This is a genomic window from Streptomyces sp. NEAU-YJ-81 (assembly GCF_017592595.1).
Classification (GTDB): Bacteria; Actinomycetota; Actinomycetes; order Streptomycetales; family Streptomycetaceae; genus Streptomyces; species Streptomyces hygroscopicus_B.
Genome location: NZ_JAGFNO010000013.1, coordinates 110,987 through 136,355, shown reverse-complemented (window position 1 = coordinate 136,355; position 25,369 = coordinate 110,987). Strand labels below are relative to the sequence as shown.

The following is a 25,369-nucleotide window of genomic DNA, read 5'->3' as shown; positions in this document are numbered from 1 at the left end:
AAGGCCCCGCCGTGCACGAAGCCGTGCCGAAGACCGACCACCCCCTCGACGTCCTGGACCACTTCGCGGGTGCCACGCCGGAGCTGGCCCGGCTGCGCGCGCTGCGCCCGGAGCTGATCGAGTTGGAGCAGCGCGCGTACGACGTGCTGTTCCAGACCGCCACCGGCCCCGTCACCAGCCCCCGCACCGCCCCCGCGACGGCCACCGGCACAGGCGTCAGCGCCGCCGAACGCGCCGCGGCCGCCCTCGCCGTGGCCGTAGAGCACCGCCGTGGCCCGGCCGTCGACCACTACCGCACCCTGCTCGACACCGCCGTGGGGGACACCACCACCGCGGACCGGATCATCGCCCACGCCGCGCTCGACGGCGATACGGCGACGGCGACGGCGACACCACGCCGTATCACCGCCGCCGTCGCCCACGCCCGGCTGCTCACCCGCACCCCGGCCGAAGGCGGACCGGACGCGCTGCGCGCCGCCGGATTCACCGATCCGCAGATCGTGACGCTCGCCCAGACCATCGCCTTCGCCAACCACCAGATGCAACTGGCCGCCGGGCTGGCGCTGCTGGCCACCGGTGACTCCGGTACCGGCACCGACCCCGGCGCGCCCTCGACCACCGTGGCCGGGGGGCCGCGGTACACCACCGACGTCCTCACCTGGCGCCCCGCCGTCCGCCCGCTCGCCGCCGAGGAGCTGAGCGAGGAACACCGCACCGCGCTCGCCGGCAAGGCCCGCGTCGACACGCCGTACTTCCGCACCCTCGGCCATGACCTCGGCATCCTCGCCGTACGAACCGCCATCGACCTGGCCGCCTTCACCGCCGAAGGCGGACTGCCGCGCGCCGAAAGGGAGTTGGCCGCCACCGCCGTATCCCTGTACAACGGGTGCGTCTACTGCGCCTCGGTGCACGCCCGGCTCACCGCACGGCTGCACGGCGACCCCGCACCGGTGCGCCGCTTCCTGGCGTACGGCTCCACGGCCGTCCTCGGCCGCCGCTGGAAGCTGATCGCCCGGTTCGCCGCGGGGCTCGCCCCCGTCCCGGCCACCGCCGCCGAAGCCGATGTGGAGGCGCTGCGCGCGCTGGGCCTGACCGAGCTCGCGCTGGTCGACCTCGTACACTGTGCGGCGTTCTTCGGCTGGGCCAACCGCCTGATGCTGAGCCTCGGTTCGGTCGAGGGGGAGGCTCAGGAGAACGCGGGGAGGAAGGCCGCCGGATGACCCCGGAAACGCCGCCCACCACCCCCCGCCCCCACAGCTCGCACTGGGGCACCTTCAGCGCCGCCCCCCTCCCCGGTGGCGGCCTCGAGGTGATCCCCGACCCCGGCGACCCCGCCCCGTCGCCGCTGCTGCGCAACATCCCCGCCGCGCTCGGCCCACGCGGCCGGGTCCTCGCCCCGCATGTCCGCCGCGGCTGGCTGGAGCGCGGCCCCGGGCCCGACCCGAAGCGCGGTACGGACACCTATGTACGAGTGTCCTGGGACGAGGCGATCTCCCTCCTGGTCCGGGAGTTCGACCGGGTCCGCGCCGCCCACGGCAACCGCGCCGTCTTCGGCGGCTCGTACGGCTGGGGCAGCGCGGGCCGCTTCCACCACGCGCAGAGCCAGATACACCGCTTCCTCAACTGCTTCGGCGGATACACCCGTTCGGTGAACACCTACAGCCTGGGCGCCTCCCGCACCCTGCTGCGCCATGTCGTCGGTGACGACTCACCGATCAGCGCCCCCACCACCCTGTCGGTGCTGGCCGAGCACACCGGCCTCTTTCTCTGCTTCGGCGGTATGCCGGCCAAGAACTTCCAGGTCAACGCGGGCGGCCTCAGCCGTCATCGCACCGCGGCGCAGCTCGCCGTGGCCCGCGCCCGCGGTGCCCGGTTCATGCTGGTCAGCCCGGTGCGCGATGACCTCGCGGCCGAGCTCGACGCCGAGTGGCTGGCCATCGTCCCCGGTACCGACACCGCCCTGATGCTGGCGCTCAGCCATGTCCTCATCGAGGAAGGCCGCTACGACGCGGACTTCTGCCGCAGCCACTGCGCGGGCTTCGACACCTTCGCCCGCCATGTCCTCGGCCAGGACGGCTCCGCCCCCAAGACCCCGCGGTGGGCCGAGGGGATCTGCGGCATCCCCGCCGCCCGCATCGCCGAACTCGCCCGTGAGCTGACCCGGCACCGGACCATGATCTCCCTGAGCTGGTCCCTGCAGCGCGCCCACCGCGGTGAGCAGCCCCTGTGGGCCGGGATCGCCCTGGCCTGCCTGCTCGGCCAGATCGGACTGCCCGGCGGCGGCTTCGGCCACGGGTACGGGGCCACCGCCGGTATCGGCGCCGGCACCCTCCCGTACCGGCTGCCCACCCTCGACCAGGGCCTCAACCCCGTCCCCGACTTCATCCCCTGCGCCAGGATCGCCGATCTGCTGCTGCACCCGGGGGAAACCTTCGACTACGACGGCGGCCGGTACACCTACCCCGACATCCGCCTCGTCCACTGGGCCGGTGGCAACCCCTTCCACCACCACCAGGACCTGGCCCGGCTGCGCCGCGCCTTCGGCCACCCGGACACGGTCGTCGTCCATGAGCCCCACTGGACGGCCACCGCCCGTCACGCCGATGTGGTCCTGCCCGCCACCACCACCCTGGAACGCAACGACATCGGCGGCGCGAGCCAGGACGCGGCGCTCATCGCCATGCACCGCGTCGCCGACCCGGTCGGCGAGGCCCACGACGACTTCCACGCCCTCTCCGACCTCGCCGACGGGCTCGGCATCGGCCATGACTTCACACGCGGCCGCGACGAACGCGGCTGGCTGGAACACCTCTACGAGAGCTGGCGCGCGGGGCTCGACCCGCGGTACGCCCCCGAGGAGGACTTCGGCACCTTCTGGCGGGCTGGCCGCATCCCCCTGCGCGGCCTGCGTGAACACCACACCCTCTACGCCGGTTTCCGCGCCGACCCCGACGCCCGTCCGCTGGCCACCCCGAGCGGCCGCATCGAGCTGGCCTCGGCCACCATCGCCTCGTTCCGCTACGACGACTGCCCGGGCCACCCGGCCTGGCTGCCCCCGGACCCGGACCCGGGGCCGGGGCCGGACGCCGAGCACCCCCACCGCTACCCCTTTCACCTCGTCGCCAACAACCCCGCCACCCGGCTGCACAGCCAGCTCGACCACGGTGAGCTGAGCGCGTCGTCGAAGGTCGCGGGCCGCGAGCCGGTCCGGCTGCACCCGCGGGACGCCGCGACGCTGGGGCTGCGGGACGGCGACGTGGCGCGGATCCGCAGCGCCGTCGGCAGTTGCCTGGCCGGAGTGGTGATCAGCGACGCGGTACGGCCCGGAGTGGTCCAGCTCGCCACGGGCGCCTGGTGGGACCCCTCCGCCCCCGAGGTGGCCACCTGCGTCCACGGCAACCCCAACGCCGTCACCCATGACATCAGAACCTCGCGGCTCACCCAGGGGTGCACCGGCCAGCTCACCCGCGTCGCCCTCGAACGCCACGACGGCCCCTTGCCCCCGGTCCACGCCCACGGGTAGCTGTCGCCCACTGCTGGTACTGTCCCGGATCACAGAGAAACGAACAGAAGTTCTGCAAGGGGTGGGGTATATGGCCATGGTCGTATATGGGGGACATGGCAGAGGCACTCGCGCGGCCGGTGCCGTGCTCGCCGCCGTGCTGCTCTGTGGCGGTGCGGTCGGCTGCGGTTCGTCCGGGGCGGACGGGAAGCCGGAGGGCAAGGCGGGGGAGAAGTCCTCGGAGCAGGTGCGGATGGCCCCGGCCGCGGCCGTGCGGGCGGCCGCGAAGAAGAGCGAGAAGCTCACCTCGTTCCGCTACCGGATGACCGGGCGCACCCCCGAGGACGGGCGGATCGAGGGCGAGGCGGCGATGAGCACCAAGCCCGTCGCGGTCCGGATGACGATGCGCGCGGTCGGCCAGGGCACCGACGCGGCGGTGGAGATCCGGATGGTCGACGGGGCGATGTACCTCGACGGAGGCAAGGAGGCCGCCGGCGAGCTGAACGGCAAGACGTGGCTCAAGCTGGACCTCTCGGCCCTGGGCGAGAAGGCGACCGGCGCGCTGGGCGGCGGTTCGCTCTCCCGCCAGGCCGACAAGAATCCGGCCGACGACTCGGCCTTCCTCTCCGGCGCCGACGATGTGAAGCGGGTCGGCGAGGAGACCATCGACGGGGTGCGCACGACGCACTACCGGGGCACCATCACCGTCCCCCAGATGCGCGAAAGCCTCAAGGACGAGGACGCGGCGACCCGCAAGCGCCGCGAGAAGAACCTCAAGGCGTACGAGGAGATGGGGGTCGACCGGCTGTCCATGGACATGTGGATCGACCCGGACGGCCACACCAAGCGGTTCCGCATGCGCGGCGAGGGGGACAAGGGCCCGCTCGACATGACCATCACCTTCTCCGGCCTCAATGAGCCGGTCACGGTGAAGGCGCCGCCCGCGAACCAGACCATGGACCTCGCCGAGCTGGCTCAGGGGATCGAGGGCTGATCCGGCGGCGCCTCCACCGTGGGTGGCGCGGGGGACTCAGCCGCCCGATGTGCCCGCCCCGGCCGTGAGGGCCGAGTCGTCCTCCACGCGGGCGCCGGGCAGCCGGTGCCGGGCGGCGATGAGGGCGGCGTCCACATCCCGCGTCCCGGTGGAGACGCACAGGGTGTAGGCGAGGTCGTCCATCCGCTGTCGTACCTCGGTGCCGCCCGATTCGGCGTGCAGCATCCGCAGCGTCTCGTACTGCTCGATGAGGTTCTGAAGTACGACCGGGTGGGCCATCAGCACGGCAGTGGTCCTTTCTCAGCCGGAGAGGTGACTCCAGCGCGTATACCCCCATGGCCCGAGGCCATGTGTTTCGGTGTCGCGAGGGTCAGGCGTCGCGGGGATCAGAGGTCGCGCTGCTCCAGGGGCCGGTTGGCCGGGCCCTGGAGCACCCGGCCGTCGGTTCCGGAGCGGAGCCGTGGCAGGGGCACTCCCAGGTCCGCTCGGCGGCGTTGAACGCGACGAGGCAGCCCAGTGGGTGCAGCCGGCCGAGACCGCGTGAGCCGTGCCGTCCTCGTCCCGGTAGACGGCGCGGTGCCGTCCGTTCACACGGACCAGGGCCCCGCGCCCGGTCGCCGAGGGGCCGCTTCGGGGTCCGACGCCCGGGGCGCCGCTTCGGGGTCCGCGCCCTGGGCGCGCTGATGCAGATCTTCGAGCGCGTCGAGCACGACAGTGCGCTCATGCCACTCCAGCCACAGCCCCGCCCGGGTGGCGAGCTGGTGGAGTATTCCGGCCTCGGCGTTGGTCAGGCTGCGCCCCGCCTGGGAGACGTGGACCGAGAACACCCCGACGACCCGCCGGGAGGCGCCGGTCATGGGGATGCTGTGCGCGGTGCGGGAGCCGGTCGCCAGGATGACCTCGCGGGCGGTGTCGGAGAAGACGCGGTCGGTGGCGATGTCCGACATCACCGGCCGGGCGCGGGCCGCCGCCGTCGCACACGAGGTCTCGCCCTCGCCGACATGGGCGAAGAAGTCGAGGAACTCCCTGCCGAACCCGTGGTGCTGTTCCATCCGCAGCCCGCTCACCGGGTCCGCCAGCTGCACATCGCCCATGTCGGAGCCCAGCACCTCCAGGGCTTGGCTCAGCACCCTCTTCACGACTGTGCCGCGGTTGACCTCGCCGGTCCGCACACCCGGCAGAAACGGCAGCGCGGGGGCCTCCTCGGGGGCGCGCTCCGGAAACCACAGCGGGCTGTCCGGATCGGGCCGGTCCATGCGCAGCAGCGCGGCAGCCAGGGTCCGCAGTTTGACGTTGTGCGCCTGTGAACTGCGCTGGAGCAGGGTGAACGCCGTCTGCGGATCGGGCAGCCGGTAGCGCTCCCGCAGTACGCCCTGCGCCTGTGCGATCAGCGGGTGCGAGCGCAGTCTGGCGCGCGGATCGACGGTCTCCCGGCGCAGCCGTATCACCTCCGGCACCGCCGTTCGGCCGCCGTCCCGCGCGGCGGCGTCCGCCCTCGACGCCGCCGCGCCGCAGGCGGCGACGGCCGCCTCGACGGTGTCGTGGATCCGGATCGTGCCGTCCACCAGCGCCACGCGCAGCAGCCGCGCCACGGGTTCGTCGGCCCCGGCGAGGAGCAGTGCGGCACCGGCTTCGGCCAGGGCCCGCGCGCAGTGCAGCAGCCCCCGCACCCCGTCCGCCGTGATCTCCCGGACCTGTGAGAGATCCACGATCACGGCGGCGGTGGGTCTGTCCCGGCCGACCTGCCACGCGCCGGTGAACAGGGGATGGTCCGGCCGGTCGAGGCCCCGTCGGGGCGCAGCACCCACACCGCGCCCGAGGATCCCTCACGCCGCCGGGTGCGCCCGCACGCCCGGCGCATCCTTCCGTACGCCCTGGCCCTCGGCCCTGCCCGTCGCATCGATTTCGCGCATCTCAGCCTCGTTCCGCAGTCCGCCCGCAAGGGGGCCTTGGTCCATCCCGGGGGCTGCCCCGGACCAGCGCGCCGCACCCTTTCAGAACGGCGGAACGCGTCAACGCGGCCTGGGCGCGCGCATGGCGTGCAGCGGGGCCCGGTGCAGCGGCACCGTGCTCCACCGTGCGGTGAAGACACGGTCCGCGAGGGAGCAGGTGACGACGAGGTGATGCGGGGTCTCCAGGAACGCCACGTCCACGGTCAGGGTGTCCGGGTCCGTCCAGCCCCCGCTCACCGCCGTGGGGACGGGCGCCCGCGGCCCGTCGTCAACCCGCCACCCCGCGCCGTCGAACCCCAGGTCCAGCCGGGATGCCTCCTCGGCCAGCGAGACGGTCCACCCGCCGGAGCCGTCCTCGGTGACGGTGACGCCCGTCAGGGTCGGCTGATCCGCGCAGGCGCCGCCTGCGGGGCCGAACTCCGCGTCCGACCAGGCGCCGGGGTCCGTGAGCGGCGCGGGCTTCGCCGCGAGGGGCGGCAGCGCGAGCCGGGACAGCCGCCGCTCCAGCGCGGCGTCCTCGTCCTCGCGGCCGGTCAGCGGCGCCTCGCCGAACGCGGGCAGCAGATGCTCCCACACCGCGTCCAGAACGGCCTGCATCCGCTCGGTCTCCGCCGTCGTGGCGATCACCACGTCATGCTCGGGCAGCACCAGGCAGAACTGCCCGAACGCCCCGTCGCCCCGGTACCCGTGCCGGGACATCCAGAACTGGAATCCGTACCCCCGCCGCCAGTCCGGCCCCGAGCCATTGACCATGGCCTCCTCGGTCGCGATGTGCTCCCGCGTCGCCTCTGCGACCCAGGACTCCGGAAGCAGCCGCCGGCCCTCCCACTCGCCGCCCCGCAGATACAGCAGCCCCAGCCGGGCGATGGCGTCGGTGGCGGCGAACAGCCCGCTGAAGCCGAGGTCACGCCCGGCCGGCACCTGCAGCCAGGCCGTCTCGCCGATGCCCAGCGGATCGAAGAGGCGCGGCCGCAGATACTCCGTCAGCGACTGCCCGGTCACCCGCTGGACGATCGCGGCGAGCGTGTACGTGGCGGGCTGGTTGTAGGCGAAGGCGGTGCCCGGCGCGTGATCCGGCCCAATCCGCAGGAAGCCGCGCACGGGTTCCTCCGGGTCCCCGCCGAACGCCCGCTCCACGGTCTCCTCGGCATGTCCGCTGGCCATGGACGCGACATGGCGGACGAGCATGGCCCGGCTGCCCGGGTCGGTGATCTCCGCCTCGAACTCGGGGAAGTACGAGATCACGGGATCGTCGAGGTTCAGCAGCCCCTCGGCGGCGGCCAGCCCCGCCGCCGTGGAGGTGAAGCTCTTGCTGAGGGAGTAGAGCAGATGCGGCCGCTCGGCGGTGTACGGCGCCCACCAGCCGGAGGCGATGAGCCGGCCGTGGCGCAGGATCATCAGACTGTGCGGCTCGATGTCCGGCGCGCCCTCGACGGCGTCGAGGAAGGCGTGGACGCCCCGCGCGTCCACGCCCTCGGCGGCGGGGATGCTGGTGGGCAGCGGATGAGCAGTCATCAGGCGGGTCCTCGGGGGTCAGTGATGGGCCGCGCCCACCCTCCCCGGCGGGGCGGCGCGTGTCCAGAGCGTTTTGTGCCGCGGCACCCGCGGTGCGGGAACGGGGCTCAGCCGCGGCCGGTGTCGATGACGCAGAAGCGGTTTCCGTCCGGGTCGGCCAGGACGATGAAATCGGCGTCCGGCGGATACAGCTCCCAGCGGACCCGCCGGGCGCCGAGCGACACCAGTCGCTCGACCTCGGCGGCCTGATCGGCCGCGTCCCCCGCGTAGAGATCCAGATGGACGCGTGGGCGCCCCTGGACCGGGGTCTCGCTGCGGCCGAGCGACAGGTGGGCCCCGGTGCGCCCGTCCGCGGGGACCAGCACCACCCAGTCGTCCTCGATCTCCCCGCGCGGGACGTATCCCAGGGCTCGCGTCCAGAACGCCGCCGCGCGCCGGACGTCCGAGACCCCCAGCACCACGGAACCGATCGACAGCATGTGCCCAGTCAAGCAGAGGCGCGGCTGTCCGGGGCCGATGGCCCGTTGAGAGGATCGGCGGTGACGGATCGGTGGTGATCCGCGAACGCACCAGACGCTGGAAGGACCGAACACCCCGTGACCGACTCCGTGACCGACCGCGTGACCGACTCCGTGATCGACGACGACGCCGTGCTGACGCGCACCGAGGGCCGCGCCGGACATCTCACCCTCAACCGCCCCCGCGCCCTCAACGCCCTCATCCCTCCGATGGTGGCCCGGATCGCCGAGGCCCTCACCGCCTGGGAGCGGGATCCGGCCGTCCAGGCCGTGGTGATCGGCGGGGCGGGGGAGCGCGGGCTGTGCGCGGGCGGCGACATCCGCATGATCCATCGGGATGTGACCTCGGGCGGCGGCGCGGCCTCGAGGGCGTTCTGGCGCGACGAGTACACGCTCAACGCCCGGATCGCCCGCTACCCCAAGCCGTATGTGGCCCTGATGGACGGCATCGTGATGGGCGGAGGCGTCGGGGTCTCGGCCCATGGCAGCGTGCGGATCGTCACCGAGCGCTCCCGGGTGGCCATGCCCGAGACCACGATCGGCTTCGTACCGGACGTCGGCGGTACCTATCTGCTGTCCCGCGCACCGGGCGAACTGGGGACGCATCTGGCGCTCACGGGAGGGTCGGTGGGCGCCGCCGACGCGCTGCGGTGCGGGCTGGCCGACCATGTCGTCCCCTCCGAGCTGCTGCCCGCGCTGACCCGGGATCTGGCCGCGGACCCGGTGCCGGACGTCCTTCCCCGGTACGCGGTGGAGGCCCCGGCCGGGACCCTGGACGGCCAGCGGGAGTGGATCGACCACTGCTACGCGGCGGCCACCGTCGAGGAGATCGTGGACCGGCTGATGGCCGTCGGGGAACCGGCCGCCAAGGAGACCGCCGAGACCCTTCTCGCCAAGTCCCCCACGGCGCTGAAGGTCACGCTGGCCGCCGTGCGCGGGGCCCGCGCGCTCGATTCGCTGGAGCGCGTCCTGGAGCAGGAGTACCGCGTCTCGTGTGCGGCCCTGTCCCGCCCGGACTTCGTCGAGGGCGTCCGTGCCCAGGTGATCGACAAGGACCGCCGCCCCCGCTGGACCCCGGCCGCTCTGGCCGAGGTCACCGACGCGGAGGTGGCCGGCTTCTTCGCACCGCCCGCCGACGGCGACCTCCGCCTCGCCGACGCCCCGTAGCCGGACGCCCTGTCGGCGTCGATGGGCGAGAGCCGTCGGCGCCGATGGGCGGACCGTCGGCGTCGGCACAGGATAAATAGTGTGCCAAGCGGCACACCTCGGCGAAGTGGCCCGGGGCGGTAGGGATCACCAGCTGCTCTTGGTCACCCCCGGGAGTTCACCCGCGTGTGCCATTTCGCGCAGTCGGATGCGGGAGAGGCCGAAGGCGCGCAGGTGACCGCGGGGGCGGCCGTCGATGGAGTCGCGGTTCCGTACGCGGGTGGCGCTGGCATCGCGGGGCTGGCGGCGCAGTTCCCGCTGGGCGTCGAGCCGTTCCTCCGCCGAGGCGCGGGGGTCGGCGATGAGCGCCTTCAGCTCGGCGCGGCGCTTGGCGTAACGCGCCACGATCACGCGCCGCCGCTCATTCTTTGCGATCTTGCTCTTCTTCGCCATCAGACCTTCCCTCCCCGGGCGCGGATACGGGCCACGGCCGCTTCGATGCCGATCACGTCGACGGTCCGGATGGCCTTGGCGCTGAGGGTGAGCCGGATGTGGCGGCCCTCGCTGGGCAGCCAGTAGCGCTTGTGCTGGATGTTGGGGTCGAACCGGCGCTTGGTGCGGCGGTGGGAGTGGGAGATGTGGTGGCCGAAGCCGGGCTGCCGGCCGGTGAGTTGGCAGTGGGCGGACATGGTTCCTCCGTTCGGTGGTGTGGTGTGGATGTCGCGACAGCGTAGCAGCTAGATGAAAATGAAAACCACTACCGTGTATGCTGTGGCTCATGGCACGCAATGAACTACGCCCGATCATCAAGCTGAGGTCCACCGCGGGCACCGGCTACACGTATGTGACCCGCAAGAACCGGCGGAACGACCCCGACCGGATGACCCTCCGCAAGTACGACCCGGTCGCCGGCCGCCACGTCGACTTCCGTGAGGAGCGCTGACCGCCATGAAGCCCGGCATCCACCCCGCGTACCGGCCCGTCGTCTTCCGCGACCGGTCCGCCGACTTCGCCTTCCTCACCCGCTCCACCGCCACCAGCGACAAGACCGTGGAGTGGCAGGACGGCAACACCTACCCGGTCATCGATGTCGAGATCTCCTCGGCGAGCCACCCCTTCTACACCGGCAACCAGCGCGTCGTGGACACCGCGGGCCGCGTCGAGCGGTTCGAGCGGCGCTACGGACGCGGGCGGAGGGGCCGGTGATCGCGGATGAGAACCGGCTGGCCGTCGCGGTCGTGGGCGGACTGCACGCCGACGCCCGCCGCGCCGCCGTCGAGGAGATCCTGCGCACGGTGCCCGGCTCGGTGGCGCTGCACCACGACCTGTCCGCCGCCACCGACCGCGCCGTGCGCCGCACCGTGCGCGATGCCTCGGGCCTACTGGGCAGTGGCGAGGCGCCGCTGGTGAACGACTGCGCGTGCTGTGCGCTGCGCGAGGACATGGTCCCCGAACTGCTGCGCCTGGCCACGGGCGGCGGGCACCGGCTCGCCGTCGTCGAACTGTGGGAGTCGGTCGAGCCCCAGGCCATGGCCGCCGTCATCGCGGCCGAGGGCGCGCCGCTGGAGCTGACCGGGGTGGCCACCGCTGTCGACCCGGCCCTGATGGTGCCGTACCTCGCCAATGGCGACGACCTCGCCGAGGCCGGTCTCGCCGCCGCCCCGACCGACCAGCGCACCATCGCGGACACCTTCGCCCGGCAGTTGGAGTACCCCACCGTGATCGCCGTCGCCGAGGACGAGACGTCCGAGGAGTCCGCGGACGACGGTGACCTGGCCCTGCTCACCCACCTCACCCCGGGCGCACGGCAGAAGCGGCTCGGCGAGGGGGCTCTGGGGCCCGCCCTTCTCCAGGGCTTCGACTTCGCGGCGGCGGCCGCCCGGCAGCATCCGGCGTGCGCGCTGCTGCCGCAGGAGGGCGACGACCACGGGGTGGCCACCCTCGTCTGGCGGCGCGACCGGCCCTTCCACCCGGGGCGGCTCTACGCCGCGCTGGAGGACCTGACCTGCGCCGCGGCCCGCAGCCGGGGCCGTTTCTGGCTGGCGGACCGGGGCGACACCCTGCTGTCGTGGGACGCTGCGGGCGGGGCGCTGTGTGTGGAGTCGGCCGGGCCGTGGCTGGCCGCGCTGCCGGACGCCGCCTGGGAGATGGTCCCGGCCGAACGGCGGGTGGCCGCCGCGCTCGACTGGCATCCCGACCACGGCGACCGCTGTCAGCACCTCACCTTCACCTCGCCCGGTCTCGACCGTGACGGGCTGCTGGCCCTGCTCGACTCGTGTCTGCTGACCGACTCCGAGTACGCGGCCGGGCCGGACGCCTGGCGCCGGCTGCCGCACGCCTTCGATGAACTGCTCGACCAGGTGTCCTGACCGGAGCACGGACACCGCACGTACCACACAGACAAGGACCCGATGATGGCCCGACGCCTCGACCCCACCCGCCGGGACGCCCGGCGCAACCGCGTGAACCCGCTGGACAAGGCGGAGATCACCTATATCGACTACAAGGACACCGAGCTGCTGCGGAAGTTCATCTCCGACCGCGGCAAGATACGCAGCCGCCGGGTGACCCGGGTGAGCGCGCAGCAGCAGCGCCGACTGGCCCGTGCCATCAAGAACGCGCGGGAGATGGCGCTGCTGCCTTACGGGTCGCGTTAGGACCTCACCGGTTCACCGGCGCGGTGCTGTCGGCCGCGGTGTTCAGATCGCGGTCGAGGGTCTCCGGGGCCATCCGGGTGGCGACGAGGCTGACCGCCGTGACCACGGTCATGTAGATGGCGACCGGTATCCAGGAGCCGGAGAACGCGGTGACGAGCGCGCTGCAGATCAGTGGCGCGACCCCGCCTCCGATCACCGAGGAGAACTCCCGGCCCAGCGTGACGCCCGCGTAGCGGTAGCGCTTGCCGAACAGCTCGGGGAAGTAGCTCATCTGGACGCCGACCGAGCCATGGCAGGCCAGGATGAAGCCGACGACGATGGCCACGGTGATCGCCACATGGGATCCGGTGTTCAGCGCGATGAAGGTCGGGGCCGGCAGTAGCACCAGCGCGGCGGCGATCGTGGAGTACACCGGGCGCCGCCCGAGGCGGTCGGAGAGCGTGCCGAAGCAGATGGCCGCGAGACCGCCGCAAAGGGCTCCGATCAGCAGCACCTGGGGGACGAAGTCCTTGTCGACGCCGACGCTGGACACGAGATAGGAGGCCATGAAGACCTGGTAGGTGTAGGACTGGGTGCTGATGCCGAAGTTCATGAACAGCACCAGGAGCATGGGCCTCCGGCCGTGCTGGAAGACCTCCTTGACCGGTGATGTGGGCCGCTCCCGCTGTTCCTTGAGCTCGGTGAAGACCGGGCTCTCGTGCAGCTTGCGGCGCAGGACCATGGCGATCACGGTCACGAAGAGGCTGCTGCCGAAGATCAGTCGCCAGCCCCAGCTCATCAGGGCATCCTCGGGCAGGCGTTGGGCGAGGATCCAGGCCACCGCGCCCAGGGCGGTGCCCAGCGCCGCGCCCGCCATGACGAGGGAGGACAGTCTGCCGCGGCGTCCGGTGGCGGCCGTCTCGGTGAGCAGGGTGGCGCCGCCGGACTGCTCGGCCCCGGCCCCGAAGCCCTGCCCCATACGGCAGATCAGCAGCAGGATCGGGGCGAGCAGCCCCACCTCGTTGTAGGTCGGCAGCAGTCCGATGGCGAGGGTGGAGCCGCCCATCAGCAGCAGGGTCGCGACCAGCACCCACTTGCGGCCCAGGCGGTCGCCGTAACGGGAGAAGAAGAGCCCGCCGAGCGGGCGGGCGGCGAAGCCCACCGCGTAGGTGCTGAAGCTGGCCAGGATGCCCACGGACGGTGAGGCGTTGGGAAAGAACAGATCGCTGAAGATCAGTGCCGAGGCAGTGCCGTAGATGACGAAGTCGTACTGCTCGAGCGCGGTGCCGATGAGACCGGCCCAGGCGGCGCGGCGCACCGCGCGGGGGTCGGCGGGTGGTTCGGAGGGGGAGGTGGCGGGCGACGGGGGACGCGTTGTGGCGGGGGTGGGACTGCTGTCCATGATCCATGCCTCCTTGAACGGATCGATGCAGCGGAGCGGTGGAGGGGAGCGAAGGGGACGGGGGAACGGGGAGAAGGGGGAGAAGGGGGAGAAGGGGGACGGGGGCAGGGGCGTACGGGGCCGGTGTCCGGGGAGGGTCAGCGGTGTGCGGGGGCCCGGCGGGTCCCGGCGGCGTCGGCGGCCGCGGCGGCCGGCCCGTGGCGGACGATGAGGTCGATCAGCTCGGAGACCCGGGCGGCGAAGTCCGGGTGGTCCGTCAGCCCGTCGCCGAGCAGCCCGCTGTCCAGGACGGCTTCGACGAAGGACGGCCCGGATGAGGTGGCGCCGCGGCCGGCGATCGTGGCGAGGGTCTCACGGGCGGGGTCCGCCATCGCGGTGGCGTGGGGACCGGGGGAGAAGCCGGGGCGCGGTGCAACGCAGCACAGATAGGCGGCGACGGTGAGCGCCAGTTGGTGGGGCATGCGGCCGGCTCGCAGGTGGAACAGGGCGGGTTCGGGGACCCGTTGGCGCAGTTTGACCGAGCCGTCCGAGCCGACCTGCCGGGTGCGGTGGCCCAGGGCGGTGTTGGCCCAGCGCTCGAAGAGCTGCCCTGTGTAGTGGTCGAGGCCGATGTCGGCGGGCACGGTGAGGGTCGGCAGATACTCGTCGTGGAGCACCGCGCGGGCGGCTTCGGCGATGAATGGCTGTGCGGTCGCGTCCGGGATGGTCTCCTGTCCGTCCAGCGCGCCGAGGTAGGCGATGAGGGAGTGGGTGCCGTTGAGCAGGCGCAGCTTCAGCAGTTCGTAGGGTTCGACGTCGTCGGTGAAGAGTGCCCCGCCCGTCTCCCAGCGCGGGCGCCCGGCGGCGAAGCGGTCCTCCATCACCCACATGCTGAAGGGTTCGGCCGGTACTGGGACGGTGTCCTGTACGCCGAGGTGGGCGGCGACGGCCTCGCGGTAGGTGTCGGTGGTGGCGGGGACGATCCGGTCGACCATGGAGTTGGGGAAGGTCACCGCGGACTCCAGCCAGGGCGCGAGGTCGTCGCGTTCGGCCGCCGGGAGGGCCTGGGTGAACTCGTGGACCAGCCGCCTGGTCTGTGCTCCGTTGCCCACGAGGTTGTCGCAGCTGAGCACGGTGACGGGCCGGGCGTGGGCCAGCATGCGGCGCTGGAGGCCGCGGACGATCTGTCCGATGGTGGTCCGTGGTGGCGCGTCGCCCCGCAGGTCGGCCCGGACGGCGGGGGCATCGAGGTCGAGGCCCCCGGTGCGCGGGGAGAAGGTGTAGCCGTGTTCGGTGACGGTCAGGGTGATGACGGCCGTGGCGGGTGCCGCGAGGGCGTCGAGGACATCGTCGGGCTGTTCGGCGGCCAGCAGGGCGCCGGTGTGCACGGCGGGGACGGTGACGCGGGTGTCGTCGGGGGAGATCTCCACGACCGCGTAGGCCATCTCCTGGTCGCGCATCGCCCGCACCACGGTGGCGGAGCGGCTGGCGACTCCGAGGATGCCCCAGGGGCCGTCGGTGTGGCGCAATGCCGCCGCGGTGTGGACGGCCTGGTGGGCGCGGTGGAAGTTGCCGAGGCCCAGGTGCACGATGCCGGTCTCGGCGGGCGGGTGCGGGAGGGTGAGGGCGGCCGCGGTGGCGGTGGCGCGGCGGAGGCGGGGGAGGCTGTGCGGCATCGGTGTCACCAGTCCGTCATCGAGCCGTCGAGTCGTCGCGCGACCGGCAGATAGGCGGGTTCGTAGGGGTGGCGGGCGGCGAGCTCCTCGTCGATCTCGACGCCGATTCCGGGTGCGTCGCCGGGGTGGAGGTGTCCGTCGGCGTAGGACCAGGCGTGCCGGAACACCTCGTGGACCAGGGGTTCGTAGCCCATGTACTCCTGGATGGCGAAGTTGGGGGTGGCCAGGCCCAGGTGGAGTGAGGCGCCCAGGGCGACGGGGGAGATGTCCGAGGGGCCGTGCGGTCCGAGCCGCACCTGCCAGAGGTCGGCGAGGGTGGCGATGCGCCGCAGATGGCTGATGCCGCCCGCGTGGCTCACACAGGTCCGGATGAAGTCGATCAGCTGCTCGGTGATCAGCGTCTGGCACTCCCAGACGGTGTTGAACACCTCGCCGATCGCCAGCGGGATGGTGGTGTGGTGCCGGACGTGCCGCAGCACCTCCTGGTTCTCGGCGGGGGTGACGTCCTCCAGCCAGAAGAGGTCCGCCGGTTCCAGGGCGCGGCCGAGCCGGGCGGCCTGGCCGGGGGTGAGCCGGTGGTGCGCGTCGTGGAGCAGCTTCAGCTCGGGGCCCACGTGTTCGCGGACCGCCGTGAGGACGCGGGGGGCGTGGCGGAGGTAGGCGTCGGTGTCCCAGGTCTCTTCGACGGGGGCGGCGCCCCGGCCGGCCGGTTCGTATCCGGTGCCGCTTCGGCTGACCCCGTAGACCATCTCCAGTCCGGGGACGCCGCTTTGGGCCCGTACGGCGCAAAAGCCGCGGTCCCGGCGCTCCTCGATGGAGTCCAGCAGCTGGGGGAGGTCCCAGCCGGTGGCGTGGGTGTAGGTGAGGATCCGGTCGCGGACCGCGCCGCCGAGCAGCTGGTAGACGGGCTGTCCGGTGGTCCGGCCCTTGATGTCCCACAGCGCGATGTCCACCGCGCCGATGGCGGTCATGGTCACCGGTCCGCGCCGCCAGTAGGCGCCTCGGTAGAGGTACTGCCAGGTGTCCTCGATCCGGGCGGGGTCGCGGCCGATGAGGAGGGGGGCGAGGTGGTCGCGCAGATAGGAGGCGACGGCGAGTTCGCGCCCGTTGAGGGTGGCGTCGCCCCAGCCGGTGACCCCGTCGGCGGTGGTGATCTTGAGGAGGACGAAGTTGCGGCCGGGGCTGGTGATCAGCACATCGACGGCGGTGATGGTGTCGGTCTTCACGGGGCCACCGCCACCACGTTGTGGAGCGGTTCGCCCGCGGCGAGCCGGCGGATGTTGGCGGTGATGTCGGCGGTGCGGTGGGCGAAGGTCTGGCGGGTGAGGCCCGAGGAGTGAGGGGTCATCAAGACGTTGTCCAGCGTGTCGAAGGGGTGCTTGCTGGGGGCGCCGGTGTGCCCGTCGGCCGGGTACCGATACCAGACGTCGATCGCGGCGCCGCCGATGGCGCGGTCGCTCAGCGCCTGGTAGAGCGCGTCCTCGTCCACGACGGGGCCACGGCCGACGTTGACGAGGACGGCGCCCGGGCGCATCCGGGACAGTTCGGCCGCTCCGATCAGCCCGGTGGTGTCGTCGGTGAGCGGCACGGACACCACCACGGCGTCGGAGCTTTCCAGCAGGCTGCCGAGGTTCTCAACGGCCCCGGACCACAGCAGTCCGTGGGCGGCCGCGTCCACGTCCCCGCCGCGGGTGACGGCGATGCCCCGCGCGCCGAACGTCTGGAACAGCCGCCAGCAGCGGGCTCCGATGTGCCCGAAGCCGATGAACCCGACGGTGGCGGTGGTCAGGTCCTCGGCCCAGGGGGCCCGTGGGTCATGGGCGGGGGTGTCCCAGTGCGCCTCGCGGCGTAGTGCGGTGTGCTGGCGCAGGAAGCCGCGGCGCATCAGGATCGTGGCGGACACCGCGTATTCGGCGATGGCGTTCTCGTGGTGGAAGGTGTTGGCCACTTGGGTGCCCGGCGGCAGCGCGGCGATACCGATGTTGTCCGTCCCGGCTCCGGCGGCGTGGACCAGCCGGAGCCGGGTGGCGGCCGCGGCCATGGTGGCGGTGCACTGGCCCGACACCAGGACGTCGGCGCTTTTCATGGCGGCTTCGACCGCCTCGGTATGCCGGGGGTCGGGCCAGTGGACGACCGTGCCGTGGGGGAGGGCGGCCTCGAACTCGGCGCGCAGCGGGGTGAGATTGGGGTCGGCGACCACCACGGTCAGGGGGGCGGTGGTCATGAGGCGTCCTTCGTGGCGGGCGTGGCGGGCGTGGCGGGCGTGGCGGGTGTGGCGGGCGTGGCGGGCGTGGCAGGCATGACGGGTGTGGCGGGTGTGGCGGGCTGGTGCCGGGGGATGCGGGTGGTCGCGGGGCCGGTGGAGTCGCGCACGATGAGCTGGGTGGGCAGCCGGTGGGTACGGGGGATCTGCCGTTCGCCCGCGAGGACCTGTCCCAGCATCTGCAGGCTGAGCGCCCCGGCGCGGGCCATCGGCACGGAGATGCTCGTCAGGGACGGCTGCGATACCTCGGTGAAGGGGATGTCGTCGACTCCGATGACGCTGAGGTCCTCGGGCACGCTCAGCCCCAGCGCCCGGGCGCCGGTCAGCACGCCGAACGCCATCAGGTCGTTGTGGGTGATGACGGCGGAGGCGCCCGAGGCCATGACGCTCGCGGCGGCGGCGGTGCCGCCCGCCACCGTCTCGGACTGCCATCCCAGCAACTCCAGGTCCAGCCCGGCTCGTTCCGCCTCGGTACGGATGAGGTCGACGCGGTGGGCGTTGGACCAGGAGCGCCGCATGCCCTGGACGTAGGCGATCCGCCGGTGCCCGAGGGCGGCCAGGTATTCCACGGCCTGGCGCATCCCGTGGGCGGCGTCGGCGATCACACAGTCGGTGCCGGCCGTTTCGCGGTTTACCAGGACGGTGGGGGTGCGGCCGCAGATGGCGAGCACATCGTCCGCGTCGAGCCGGGGAGAGCACACGACCAGGCCGTCCGCCCGCTCCTTCATCTGTGCGATGACCTCGCGCTCACGGTCCGGGTCGAGGTCGGTGTCGGCGAGGACGACGGTCTGCTTGCGGTGCCGGCACTCGCCCTGGGCGGCCTTGACGAAGGCCCCGAAGACGGGGTTGGCGATATCGGGGACGACGAGCGCGACGGTGGCGGTCTCGGCTCCGGTGCCGGTGGCGGTCTCGGTGGCACGCGCCACGGGTGGTTCGTACCCCAGCTCTTGCGCGACGGTCAGCACCTTGCGCAAGGTTTGGGGGCCGAGCCGGCCGGGGTCGCTGAACGCCCGGGACGCCGTGGACAGCGCGACATTGGCGCCCTTGGCGACGTCGGTCAGGGTGGGGGCCATGGCAGCCCGCTACCGGTGCGACGAAGTGGGGTGGATGAACGGCATGTTGCATGGTCATCACCGTTGCGCAAACTTGTCAATGCTTGCCAAAACATTGGCAAGGCCGCTCGGCACGGAAGCCTGCTGTGATCGAGGGCCTTCCGTGACCCGACGGGTGCATGCGTGCGCGTGTATGCACATAATGGCGTCATGGAGTCCCGTCATCACGGACGCTGGTCCCATCGTCGGCACCAGCTCGCGCATCTGCTGAAACCGCACTCCCACGAGTCGGCGCAGAAGGTCGACTCCGCGCTGGAGTCATCGGCCGAGGGCATGCGAGCCCTGTGGCTCTCCCTCGCCGTCCTGGGCGCCACGGCGGTGCTCCAGGCCGGGGTCGTCCTGCTGTCCGGCTCGGTGGCGCTGCTGGGCGATACCGTCCACAACGCCGCCGACGCGCTGACCGCGGTGCCGCTCGGCGTGGCGTTCATCCTGGGGCGCCGCGCGGCGAATCGCCGGTTCACCTACGGCTACGGCCGGGCCGAGGACCTGGCCGGGATCGTCATCGTCCTGACCATCGCCGCCTCGGCGGCCCTGGCCGCCTACGAGGCCGTGGACCGGCTGCTGCACCCGCGCGACATCTCCCATCCGGGCGTCGTCGCGGTCGCGGCGGTCCTCGGCTTCCTCGGCAACGAATGGGTGGCCCGCCACCGGATCCGGGTCGGGCGGCGGATCGGCTCGGCGGCCCTGGTCGCCGACGGACTGCACGCCCGCACCGACGGCTTCACCTCGCTGGCCGTGCTGGTGGGCGCGGGCGGTGTGGCGCTCGGCTGGCAGCAGGCCGACCCGCTCGTCGGCCTGGCCATCACCGCCGCGATCCTGCTCGTCCTCAAGGACGCGGCCCGCGAGGTGTTCCGGCGGCTGATGGACTCCGTCGACCCGGCGGTGGTCGACGCGGGCGAGGCCGCCCTGCGCGCGGTCCCCGGAGTGCTGAGCGTGACCGAACTCCGGATGCGCTGGATCGGCCACCGGCTGCGCGCCGAGGTCACGGTCGAGGTGGACGGCGGCCTGGATCTGCGCGCGGCGCACCAGGTGGCGGTCGAGGCCGAACACGCCCTCCTCCATACGGTGCCCCGGCTGACTGCCGCCCTGGTGCACACCGATCCGGCCCCTGGACCGGGCGCGCAGGACCCGCATCACCTGCTGGCCCATCACAGCGTGTGAGGAGATCCGGCGGCGCCGGGGAGCCGGTGCGATCGGCCTCCACCGCGACCCCGGCGCTCAGTCGTGCGGCGGGGCCCCGGTGACCATGTGGTCCGCGTGATTGACGGCCTCGGTGACCAGTCGGCGCAGATGGCCGTCGTGGAGGGAGTACACCGAGCGGCGGCCCTCCTTGCGCACCTGGACCAGTCCGGCCAGCCGGAGCTTGGCCAGATGCTGGCTCACCGCCGGGCGGGCCGCCCCGCTGGCCTCGGTGAGGGTGTTGACATCGGCCTCGCCCCGGGCGAGGGACCACACCAGATGCAGCCGGGTCGGGTCGGAGAGCAGCGAGAAGACATTGGCGGCCGTGGAGAACTGCGCCGCGCCGCTGTGATGCGCATGCGAACGGGTCGCAGTTGAGGAGGGTTCGCTGACCGGCATGTCCCCATCGTAGAGCGGCGGGCCGAGAGGAGACCCCGCTCGGCCCGCACGGCCCTCAGCTCCCGGCGGCCCGGCGGTGGGCCCGCGCCGCCCCCGGCCAGGCGGAGGCGCGCAGCAGCCGCAGACCGTTGAGGCCCACCAGGACGGTGGAGCCCTCATGGCCCGCCACGCCGAGCGGCAGCGGCAGATGGCCGAACAGATCCCACACCACCAGCGCGCCGATGCACACACACGCGATGACCAGGTTCTGCGCCACCAGGCGGCGGGCGCGCCGCGACAGGGTCACGAGCGAGGGCACGGCGGCCAGTTCGTCGCGGACGACGACGGCGTCGGTGGTCTCCAGCGTCAGCGCGGAACCCGCCCGCCCCATGGCGACACCGGTGTGCGCGGCCGCCAGCGCCGGGGCGTCGTTGACCCCGTCGCCGACCATCAGCACCCGCTCCCCGGCGTCCTCCCACCCCCGTACGGTGACCACCTTGTCCTGCGGCAGCAGCCCGGCCCGTACGTCGGCGATGCCGACCTCCTCGCCCAGCCGGGCGGCGGCACGCTTGTTGTCGCCGGTCAGCAACACCGGTGGCGTGCCGGTGAGCCGGCCCAGCGCGGCGACGGCTTCGGCGGCCCCGGCGCGCAGCGGAGCGGCGATGGCGAGGACGGCGACGGGGCGGCGATGGCGAGGACGGCGACGGCGGTGGCTCCGCTGTCCTCCACCTCCGCGAGTACTGACCGTGCTGGGCAGCGGCGGGTTGGCCGCCGCGGGCGCCCCGCCGGCCGAGGCCGTACGTGCCGCCGGGCTCGCGTGGCTGGCGCCGGTGGTGCGGGCGGGCGCGGCGGTGGCCGCGCTCGGGTCGCTGCTCGCGCTGGTCCTGGGCGTTTCCCGGATCACCCTGGCCATGGCCTGTGACCGGCACCTTCCGCCCGCGCTGGCCGCCGTGCACCCCCGGTTCGCGGTGCCGCACCGCGCCGAACTGGCCGTGGGCGCGGTGGTGGCGGTCGTGGCGGTGACGGCGGATCCGCGCGGTGCGATCGGGTTCTCCTCGTTCGGGGTGCTGGCCTATACGCCGTCGCCAACGCCTCCGCATGGACCCTCACCCCGGCCGAGGGCCGCCCACCGCGGATCGTGCCGGGGCTCGGCCTGGCCGGCTGACTGCTGCCGGCCTTCGCCCTGCCCGTCTCCTCGGTGGTCTCCGGCGCGGCGGTGCTGGCCCTGGGCGCCGCGGCCTACGGCGTGCGGCGCGGGGCCACCAGGTAGGCGGCATCGCTGCCGGTGTGCCGATGGTCGGCCGCCCGTGCGTCCCCGGTCCGGTCCGCTGTCAGGTGACGAGCACGGGCGGCGACTCGGGCGTTCGGCCGACCGGTTCAGGGTGTGCGGCAGCTACGCCCGCCGGTCGCGGGTGGTGATGGCGACCGTCGTGCGGCCGGCAGCGGTTCCGGACTGCGGCTGCCGCGCCGCCGTCTCCAGGGCCTGCCGCGCCTCGGGCGTGGCCGGGCGCATCGCCGGGCGGTCCGGTCATCCGTCATGGGTGGCGACCTGCCTCTCGTCCCGCCGGAGCTCCTCGTCCGCGCGCTGCCCGTCCACCCGCCGGGCGGCTTCCTCGATCCACGGCGGCAGTGGGCGGCGCAGCCACAGGGCGGCCGGCAGCCGGGCGAGCAGACCGCGCAGCGCGGCCCGCGCCACCGGGTCCCTCCCGGCCTCGGTGAGGAGTGCGCCGGTGCGCCGGGCCGCGAGGGGCAGCGGGCGGCGCAGCCAGCAGCCGATCAGCTCGTTGGACCGCATCGCGGCGGTGTGCTCTTCGGTCGGCGAGGGGGCCGGTTCGTGGTGGGCGACCACCTCGGGGCAGTACGAGATGCCCCAGCCCATCGCCGCGAGGTCGTAGGCGAGCAGGGTTTCCTCGCCGCCGGAGAGGATCAGCGGATGGAAGCCGCCCGCCTCCAGGAAGGCGCCGCGGCGCACCACGGCCGCACAGGCGAGGAAGTCGTACACCTCCGGTCCGGGGAGGTCCTCGGCACGGCCGACGGGGGAGGCGGCCAGCGTGGCGTCCCGCGGATCGGGCCGCTCCGCCGGGCCGATCCGCAGCTGGCCGGCCAGCGCCCCCAGCCGCGGATGGCCGTTGAGCAGGGTGGCCGCCCGGGCCAGGGCGCCGGGGTGCCACCAGGAGTCGTCGTCGCTGAAGGCCACGTAGGGGGTGCCGATGGCGCGTACGCCGTCGTTGCGGGCGAGCGCCCCGCGGTCGTCCCCCTGGGCAAGGACCCGCACATGGGGATACCGCTCGGCGACCATGGCCCTGGTGTGGTCCGTCGAGCCGTTGTCCACGACGACGACCGGTGGCCGCTCCGGCAGGGCGGTGAGGTGTTCCAGAGCCGTGGCGAGCCGCTCCGCGCGGTCGCGGGTGGCTACGACCACGCCGACGGCGGGGCCTGGGGCGTTCATGGGCACCGAGTACCCGGCCAACCAGCCACTATGCGGTGCGCGCCCGGCGTCGTACGGGCTCGGCGCGCCGACGTACGGCGTGATCTGTGTCATGCCGGAGCCCGTCAACGTGATCTACGTCATGTTAGACACCGCCGTCCCGGGGGTACGGTGCTGACACTGATCGCGTACGAGGAGCGGCTTCGTTTGTCCCTGGACCTGGCATCCGTCATAGCGGCGACCACGCGGTGGCTAGTCAGGGCCTATCCGGCGGCCGACGGAGCGACGAACGCGGCGCTCGCCGAGGCCCAGGCGCGGCAGGCCGTGACGGTGGCCGCCTGGCTGCGCTACCCGACCTCCACCGACGCCACCCTGTTGGCCTTGGCCGGGCCGGGCGGCTCCTTCCGGCTGGACTGGCTCGCGGACGCGGAGCCGTATGAGATCAACGGCCCCGATGGCATCTGGCGCACCTATGTGGACGAGGTCGTGGCGAGCTGGGCGGCGGCCCTGCTCACCTGCTCCACGCTGGCGTCCCAGGCCGTGGCGGCGCTCGATGACTGTGAGCACGGCGCCGGGACCCCCGGGGAGTTCCGGCGGCTCACGGCGCCCGACGCGCATGACTGCCGGGCCGCACCCCTGCTGCGCCATCCGGATCTGATGGCGCTCGTCGTGGAACTGCACCGTCCGCAGCTGGTGGAACGTCTGCGGCGGCTGCACAGCGACGACCAGACGCCCACCAGCGCGGTCTGACCGGCGCCCACCAGCGCGGTCTGACCGCGACTGACGGCGGCTTTCACGGCGTCGCGAGCACCCCTTCCGGGCCTTCACTGTGCCGCGAGCACCCCTTGCGCGTTCACCGTGACGCGCTCCCCGCGGGCGCAGTGGACCACCGTGGACGGGAAGTCCGGGCGCCGGCTCTCCTCCAGGAACGCGAAAAGCGGGCTGCTGAAGGCGGCGTAGTCGTCGTAGTGCACCGGCAGTACCCGTTCTGGCCGTACGGCCTTGACGAGACCGGCCCCCTGGAGCGCGTCCATGGTCACGATGAGCCCGCCCGGAAGCCGGGTGCCGCCCAGGTGGACCACCGCGAGATGTACCTCCGGGTAGCGCCGGGCGATCTCATGGATGCCCGGGAACATCAGCGTGTCGCCGGTGATGTACACCCGCAGCCGAGGAGGCTGCCCCGGCGCGCCGAAGTCCAGCAGGCTCCCCATCACCGGTGGCAGCAGCTTCTGCCACCGGCCGGGGGCGTGTCTGCCCGGCAGCGCGGTGACCCGCACCTGGCTGTGATCCTTCACCAGGACCTGATCGTGCCAGGTGGGCAGCCCGGTCGCCCGGCTGAACCCATGGACGCCCTGCAGCCGCCGGGAGGCGTGCGGGGTGGTGATGATGGGCAGTGAGCGGTCCAGCCTCCGGCGCGCCACCCGGTCCCAGTGGTCGCCGTGCAGATGCGAGAGCACCACGGCGTCCAGGTCGGACGGTATGTCGGAGGCGGCCAGGGCGGGCTCGGTCAGCCGCCGGGACATCAGCCCCTTGCCCAGATAGGCGTACTGGCCCCGGTGCAGGAAGTTCGGATCGGTGAGCAACGTCAGCGCGCCGTAGCGGATGAGGAGCGTGGCGTTGCCGATGAAGAGGAACTCGGCGGCGCCGTCCGGCGGAGGCGTCATGTCCCGACCACCGCCTCTCGCGACTCCGCCCGATCGGGGGTGAGCATCGTGCCGGCCGCGGTGTCGTGCAGCGACTCCAGCACCGCGCGCTGCCGCCGCGCCCGGTTCAGCAGCTCGGTGATCCGATCGGGGTCCAGTCTGGCGTCCTTGCCGGTTGCGGCCAGCAGCGACTGCCACAGCAGCGTCTTCCCCTCCACCCCGATCCGCAGCGACTCCAGCTCGACGACCGTACTGAGCCCGGAACGGCGCCGCAGATTGCCGTTGGGCTTCAGCCGCCCGACCTTCTCGCCCAGCCAGCCCCCGTAGATCTTGTAACGGCGTACGGGCACCTCGAGGTCGGCCATGACGGACAGCAGCGCCGCACGGTCCTCCATGATCTGTACGGCGAGGTCCTCCAGCTCGCCGCCGAAGGGCGACCGCCGGTGCTCGCGGGCCGTGCGGCGGGCCAGCTCCACTCCGGCCGTAGCTCCGGCCAGGTGGTCATTGAGGTAGATGCCGAGCATGCGGGGGGATGTCCTGGGCTCGCTCATGATCGTCCTTCCGGCTTCGGCAAGGTCGTATCAAGCCACGCGCCCCCCCGGAGTGCCCAGCCCCGACCGCCTCAACCAGCCCCCGGCGCCGCGCGGTCCCAGCTCTCCGGGACCACCTGCCGGCGGTAGTGCGGGCACCGGGTGAGGTCGTCGTGCTCGCAGCCGAGGGCGCATTCGACAAGCGCCAGCGAGTCCCGCGCGGCGGCGATGCGGGAGCGCAGCGTCTCGGCCTCGTGCCGCAGGATGCCGCGGCGGGCGGCCGGCTCGGTGGCCGCGGTCAGGGCCCGGATGGTGTCCAGGCCGAGCCCGGCTTCCTTGGCGCGCAGGACGACGGCCACCCGGACGAGGTCGGCCTCGCCGTAGCGGCGGCGCCCGGCGCTGTCGCGCGCGGGGTGCAGCAGGCCCACGGTCTCCCAGTGCCGCAGCACATGGGTGGCCAGTCCGAACCGCTCCGCGACCTCGCCGATGGCCATGGCGCCGCTTGACTTCATGTCG

General features: G+C 73.0%; 26 protein-coding genes and 3 pseudogenes. 11 read left to right on the top strand and 18 right to left on the bottom strand.

The genetic code is table 11. The annotated features are described in order from the left end of the window. The first annotated feature begins 11 nt into the window (after positions 1 to 11). From J5X86_RS52520 to J5X86_RS26485, 3 genes are all read left to right on the top strand, one after another. Complete coding sequence (locus J5X86_RS52520) at positions 12 to 1,220, top strand: peroxidase-related enzyme (RefSeq protein ID WP_208519221.1); 1,209 nt, start codon at positions 12 to 14, stop codon at positions 1,218 to 1,220. Beyond that, the gene (locus J5X86_RS26490; RefSeq protein ID WP_208519220.1) at positions 1,217 to 3,523 is read left to right on the top strand and encodes a molybdopterin-dependent oxidoreductase; all 2,307 of its coding nucleotides are present in this window, start codon (positions 1,217 to 1,219) and stop codon (positions 3,521 to 3,523) included. The genes J5X86_RS52520 and J5X86_RS26490 overlap by 4 nt, the downstream gene beginning before the upstream one ends. A 70-nt stretch (positions 3,524 to 3,593) precedes the next feature. Continuing rightward, entirely contained in the window at positions 3,594 to 4,496 is a 903-nt protein-coding gene (locus J5X86_RS26485) for a DUF1396 domain-containing protein (protein WP_208519219.1), read from the top strand. A gap of 36 nt (positions 4,497 to 4,532) precedes the next feature. Here the strand turns inward: J5X86_RS26485 and J5X86_RS26480 are convergent, their stop codons facing one another. The 5 genes and pseudogenes from J5X86_RS26480 to J5X86_RS26465 all read right to left on the bottom strand — a co-directional run bounded on the left by J5X86_RS26480 (position 4,533) and on the right by J5X86_RS26465 (position 8,442). Beyond that, positions 4,533 to 4,781, bottom strand: coding sequence for a DUF5133 domain-containing protein (locus J5X86_RS26480; protein ID WP_014058561.1), 249 nt, complete (start codon positions 4,779 to 4,781; stop codon positions 4,533 to 4,535). A gap of 101 nt (positions 4,782 to 4,882) precedes the next feature. Beyond that, a pseudogene (locus tag J5X86_RS50950) lies at positions 4,883 to 5,114 on the bottom strand (Rieske 2Fe-2S domain-containing protein); the annotation flags it as partial. After that, positions 5,084 to 6,205 carry an ANTAR domain-containing protein gene (locus J5X86_RS50945; protein WP_374229295.1) on the bottom strand — a complete coding sequence of 374 codons (1,122 nt, stop codon included), beginning with the start codon at positions 6,203 to 6,205 and terminating at the stop codon, positions 5,084 to 5,086. The pseudogene J5X86_RS50950 and the gene J5X86_RS50945, both read right to left, overlap by 31 nt. A 303-nt stretch (positions 6,206 to 6,508) precedes the next feature. Next, complete coding sequence (locus J5X86_RS26470) at positions 6,509 to 7,963, bottom strand: serine hydrolase (RefSeq protein WP_208519217.1); 1,455 nt, start codon at positions 7,961 to 7,963, stop codon at positions 6,509 to 6,511. Positions 7,964 to 8,070: 107 nt separating this feature from the next. Continuing rightward, positions 8,071 to 8,442 carry a VOC family protein gene (locus J5X86_RS26465; RefSeq protein ID WP_208519216.1) on the bottom strand — a complete coding sequence of 124 codons (372 nt, stop codon included), beginning with the start codon at positions 8,440 to 8,442 and terminating at the stop codon, positions 8,071 to 8,073. 117 nt (positions 8,443 to 8,559) lie between these two features. On the opposite strand from J5X86_RS26465, the gene J5X86_RS26460 reads away from it, so the two are divergent. Further along, positions 8,560 to 9,648, top strand: coding sequence for an enoyl-CoA hydratase/isomerase family protein (locus J5X86_RS26460; RefSeq protein WP_308124727.1), 1,089 nt, complete (start codon positions 8,560 to 8,562; stop codon positions 9,646 to 9,648). Positions 9,649 to 9,774: 126 nt separating this feature from the next. On the opposite strand, the gene rpsN is transcribed toward J5X86_RS26460, so the two are convergent. Both rpsN and rpmB read right to left on the bottom strand, forming a co-directional pair. Next, complete coding sequence (gene rpsN / locus J5X86_RS26455) at positions 9,775 to 10,080, bottom strand: 30S ribosomal protein S14 (protein WP_208519215.1); 306 nt, start codon at positions 10,078 to 10,080, stop codon at positions 9,775 to 9,777. Then, complete coding sequence (gene rpmB / locus J5X86_RS26450) at positions 10,080 to 10,316, bottom strand: 50S ribosomal protein L28 (RefSeq protein WP_078638849.1); 237 nt, start codon at positions 10,314 to 10,316, stop codon at positions 10,080 to 10,082. Before rpmB ends, rpsN begins: the two co-directional genes overlap by 1 nt. A gap of 89 nt (positions 10,317 to 10,405) precedes the next feature. Here rpmB and rpmG point away from each other — a divergent pair, with 89 nt between their 5' ends. Genes rpmG through rpsR form a run of 4 tightly spaced genes read left to right on the top strand, consistent with a single transcriptional unit; the run spans position 10,406 to position 12,284 of the window. Next, positions 10,406 to 10,570: a 50S ribosomal protein L33 gene (gene rpmG, locus J5X86_RS26445; RefSeq protein WP_043238828.1), complete on the top strand. Its 165-nt coding sequence runs from the start codon at positions 10,406 to 10,408 to the stop codon at positions 10,568 to 10,570. Between the two features lie 5 nt (positions 10,571 to 10,575). Beyond that, entirely contained in the window at positions 10,576 to 10,833 is a 258-nt protein-coding gene (locus tag J5X86_RS26440) for a type B 50S ribosomal protein L31 (protein ID WP_078638848.1), read from the top strand. Further along, positions 10,830 to 11,996, top strand: coding sequence for a GTP-binding protein (locus J5X86_RS26435; RefSeq protein WP_208519214.1), 1,167 nt, complete (start codon positions 10,830 to 10,832; stop codon positions 11,994 to 11,996). The genes J5X86_RS26440 and J5X86_RS26435 overlap by 4 nt, the downstream gene beginning before the upstream one ends. 45 nt (positions 11,997 to 12,041) lie before the next feature. Beyond that, positions 12,042 to 12,284 (top strand): 30S ribosomal protein S18, encoded by a 243-nt coding sequence (gene rpsR / locus J5X86_RS26430; protein WP_208519305.1) that lies wholly within the window; start codon positions 12,042 to 12,044, stop codon positions 12,282 to 12,284. 4 nt (positions 12,285 to 12,288) lie between these two features. Here the strand turns inward: rpsR and J5X86_RS26425 are convergent, their stop codons facing one another. From J5X86_RS26425 to J5X86_RS26405, 5 genes are all read right to left on the bottom strand, one after another. Beyond that, positions 12,289 to 13,665: an MFS transporter gene (locus tag J5X86_RS26425; RefSeq protein ID WP_208519213.1), complete on the bottom strand. Its 1,377-nt coding sequence runs from the start codon at positions 13,663 to 13,665 to the stop codon at positions 12,289 to 12,291. Positions 13,666 to 13,802: 137 nt separating this feature from the next. Further along, positions 13,803 to 15,320 (bottom strand): mannitol dehydrogenase family protein, encoded by a 1,518-nt coding sequence (locus J5X86_RS26420; RefSeq protein WP_208519212.1) that lies wholly within the window; start codon positions 15,318 to 15,320, stop codon positions 13,803 to 13,805. 5 nt (positions 15,321 to 15,325) lie between these two features. After that, complete coding sequence (gene manD / locus J5X86_RS26415) at positions 15,326 to 16,546, bottom strand: D-mannonate dehydratase ManD (protein ID WP_308124726.1); 1,221 nt, start codon at positions 16,544 to 16,546, stop codon at positions 15,326 to 15,328. Then, positions 16,543 to 17,544 (bottom strand): 2-hydroxyacid dehydrogenase, encoded by a 1,002-nt coding sequence (locus J5X86_RS26410; protein ID WP_208519211.1) that lies wholly within the window; start codon positions 17,542 to 17,544, stop codon positions 16,543 to 16,545. The genes manD and J5X86_RS26410 overlap by 4 nt, the downstream gene beginning before the upstream one ends. Beyond that, positions 17,541 to 18,656: a LacI family DNA-binding transcriptional regulator gene (locus J5X86_RS26405; RefSeq protein WP_208519210.1), complete on the bottom strand. Its 1,116-nt coding sequence runs from the start codon at positions 18,654 to 18,656 to the stop codon at positions 17,541 to 17,543. The genes J5X86_RS26410 and J5X86_RS26405 overlap by 4 nt, the downstream gene beginning before the upstream one ends. A gap of 189 nt (positions 18,657 to 18,845) precedes the next feature. Here J5X86_RS26405 and J5X86_RS26400 point away from each other — a divergent pair, with 189 nt between their 5' ends. Then, the gene (locus J5X86_RS26400; protein ID WP_208519209.1) at positions 18,846 to 19,856 is read left to right on the top strand and encodes a cation diffusion facilitator family transporter; all 1,011 of its coding nucleotides are present in this window, start codon (positions 18,846 to 18,848) and stop codon (positions 19,854 to 19,856) included. A 57-nt stretch (positions 19,857 to 19,913) separates the two neighbouring features. Here the strand turns inward: J5X86_RS26400 and J5X86_RS26395 are convergent, their stop codons facing one another. Both J5X86_RS26395 and J5X86_RS26390 read right to left on the bottom strand, forming a co-directional pair. Further along, on the bottom strand, positions 19,914 to 20,273 hold the full coding sequence (locus tag J5X86_RS26395) for a metalloregulator ArsR/SmtB family transcription factor (RefSeq protein WP_014058546.1): 360 nt from the start codon (positions 20,271 to 20,273) through the stop codon (positions 19,914 to 19,916). A 55-nt stretch (positions 20,274 to 20,328) separates the two neighbouring features. Then, a pseudogene (locus tag J5X86_RS26390) lies at positions 20,329 to 20,987 on the bottom strand (HAD-IC family P-type ATPase); the annotation flags it as partial. Positions 20,988 to 20,989: 2 nt separating this feature from the next. Between J5X86_RS26390 and J5X86_RS26385 the strand changes: the two are divergent. After that, positions 20,990 to 21,522, top strand: a pseudogene (locus J5X86_RS26385) (amino acid permease); the annotation flags it as partial. 258 nt (positions 21,523 to 21,780) lie between these two features. Here J5X86_RS26385 and J5X86_RS26380 read toward each other — a convergent pair. After that, positions 21,781 to 22,701: a glycosyltransferase family 2 protein gene (locus J5X86_RS26380; protein WP_208519303.1), complete on the bottom strand. Its 921-nt coding sequence runs from the start codon at positions 22,699 to 22,701 to the stop codon at positions 21,781 to 21,783. Positions 22,702 to 22,887: 186 nt separating this feature from the next. Between J5X86_RS26380 and J5X86_RS26375 the strand changes: the two genes are divergently transcribed. Next, a complete protein-coding gene (locus J5X86_RS26375; protein WP_208519302.1) occupies positions 22,888 to 23,430 on the top strand; it encodes a hypothetical protein in 543 nt (180 codons plus the stop codon). A gap of 74 nt (positions 23,431 to 23,504) precedes the next feature. Here J5X86_RS26375 and J5X86_RS26370 read toward each other — a convergent pair whose 3' ends face one another. The 3 genes from J5X86_RS26370 to J5X86_RS26360 all read right to left on the bottom strand — a co-directional run bounded on the left by J5X86_RS26370 (position 23,505) and on the right by J5X86_RS26360 (position 25,365). Continuing rightward, complete coding sequence (locus tag J5X86_RS26370; RefSeq protein WP_208519208.1) at positions 23,505 to 24,344, bottom strand: MBL fold metallo-hydrolase; 840 nt, start codon at positions 24,342 to 24,344, stop codon at positions 23,505 to 23,507. Further along, on the bottom strand, positions 24,341 to 24,874 hold the full coding sequence (locus tag J5X86_RS26365; RefSeq protein WP_208519207.1) for a hypothetical protein: 534 nt from the start codon (positions 24,872 to 24,874) through the stop codon (positions 24,341 to 24,343). The genes J5X86_RS26370 and J5X86_RS26365 overlap by 4 nt, the downstream gene beginning before the upstream one ends. Before the next feature lie 71 nt (positions 24,875 to 24,945). Beyond that, positions 24,946 to 25,365 (bottom strand): MerR family transcriptional regulator, encoded by a 420-nt coding sequence (locus tag J5X86_RS26360; RefSeq protein ID WP_243981453.1) that lies wholly within the window; start codon positions 25,363 to 25,365, stop codon positions 24,946 to 24,948. Positions 25,366 to 25,369: the final 4 nt, after the last annotated feature.

Coding starts and splice junctions, on each gene's coding strand:
- J5X86_RS26490 (WP_208519220.1), top strand. CDS start 1,217: ATGACCCCGGAAACGCCGCCCACCACCCCCCGCCCCCACAGCTCGCAC.
- J5X86_RS26485 (WP_208519219.1), top strand. CDS start 3,594: ATGGCCATGGTCGTATATGGGGGACATGGCAGAGGCACTCGCGCGGCC.
- J5X86_RS26470 (WP_208519217.1), bottom strand. CDS start 7,963: ATGACTGCTCATCCGCTGCCCACCAGCATCCCCGCCGCCGAGGGCGTG.
- J5X86_RS26465 (WP_208519216.1), bottom strand. CDS start 8,442: ATGCTGTCGATCGGTTCCGTGGTGCTGGGGGTCTCGGACGTCCGGCGC.
- rpsN (WP_208519215.1), bottom strand. CDS start 10,080: ATGGCGAAGAAGAGCAAGATCGCAAAGAATGAGCGGCGGCGCGTGATC.
- rpmB (WP_078638849.1), bottom strand. CDS start 10,316: ATGTCCGCCCACTGCCAACTCACCGGCCGGCAGCCCGGCTTCGGCCAC.
- rpmG (WP_043238828.1), top strand. CDS start 10,406: ATGGCACGCAATGAACTACGCCCGATCATCAAGCTGAGGTCCACCGCG.
- J5X86_RS26440 (WP_078638848.1), top strand. CDS start 10,576: ATGAAGCCCGGCATCCACCCCGCGTACCGGCCCGTCGTCTTCCGCGAC.
- rpsR (WP_208519305.1), top strand. CDS start 12,042: ATGGCCCGACGCCTCGACCCCACCCGCCGGGACGCCCGGCGCAACCGC.
- J5X86_RS26425 (WP_208519213.1), bottom strand. CDS start 13,665: ATGGACAGCAGTCCCACCCCCGCCACAACGCGTCCCCCGTCGCCCGCC.
- J5X86_RS26420 (WP_208519212.1), bottom strand. CDS start 15,320: ATGCCGCACAGCCTCCCCCGCCTCCGCCGCGCCACCGCCACCGCGGCC.
- J5X86_RS26410 (WP_208519211.1), bottom strand. CDS start 17,544: ATGACCACCGCCCCCCTGACCGTGGTGGTCGCCGACCCCAATCTCACC.
- J5X86_RS26405 (WP_208519210.1), bottom strand. CDS start 18,656: ATGGCCCCCACCCTGACCGACGTCGCCAAGGGCGCCAATGTCGCGCTG.
- J5X86_RS26400 (WP_208519209.1), top strand. CDS start 18,846: ATGGAGTCCCGTCATCACGGACGCTGGTCCCATCGTCGGCACCAGCTC.
- J5X86_RS26395 (WP_014058546.1), bottom strand. CDS start 20,273: ATGCCGGTCAGCGAACCCTCCTCAACTGCGACCCGTTCGCATGCGCAT.
- J5X86_RS26380 (WP_208519303.1), bottom strand. CDS start 22,701: ATGAACGCCCCAGGCCCCGCCGTCGGCGTGGTCGTAGCCACCCGCGAC.
- J5X86_RS26370 (WP_208519208.1), bottom strand. CDS start 24,344: ATGACGCCTCCGCCGGACGGCGCCGCCGAGTTCCTCTTCATCGGCAAC.
- J5X86_RS26365 (WP_208519207.1), bottom strand. CDS start 24,874: ATGAGCGAGCCCAGGACATCCCCCCGCATGCTCGGCATCTACCTCAAT.
- J5X86_RS26360 (WP_243981453.1), bottom strand. CDS start 25,365: ATGAAGTCAAGCGGCGCCATGGCCATCGGCGAGGTCGCGGAGCGGTTC.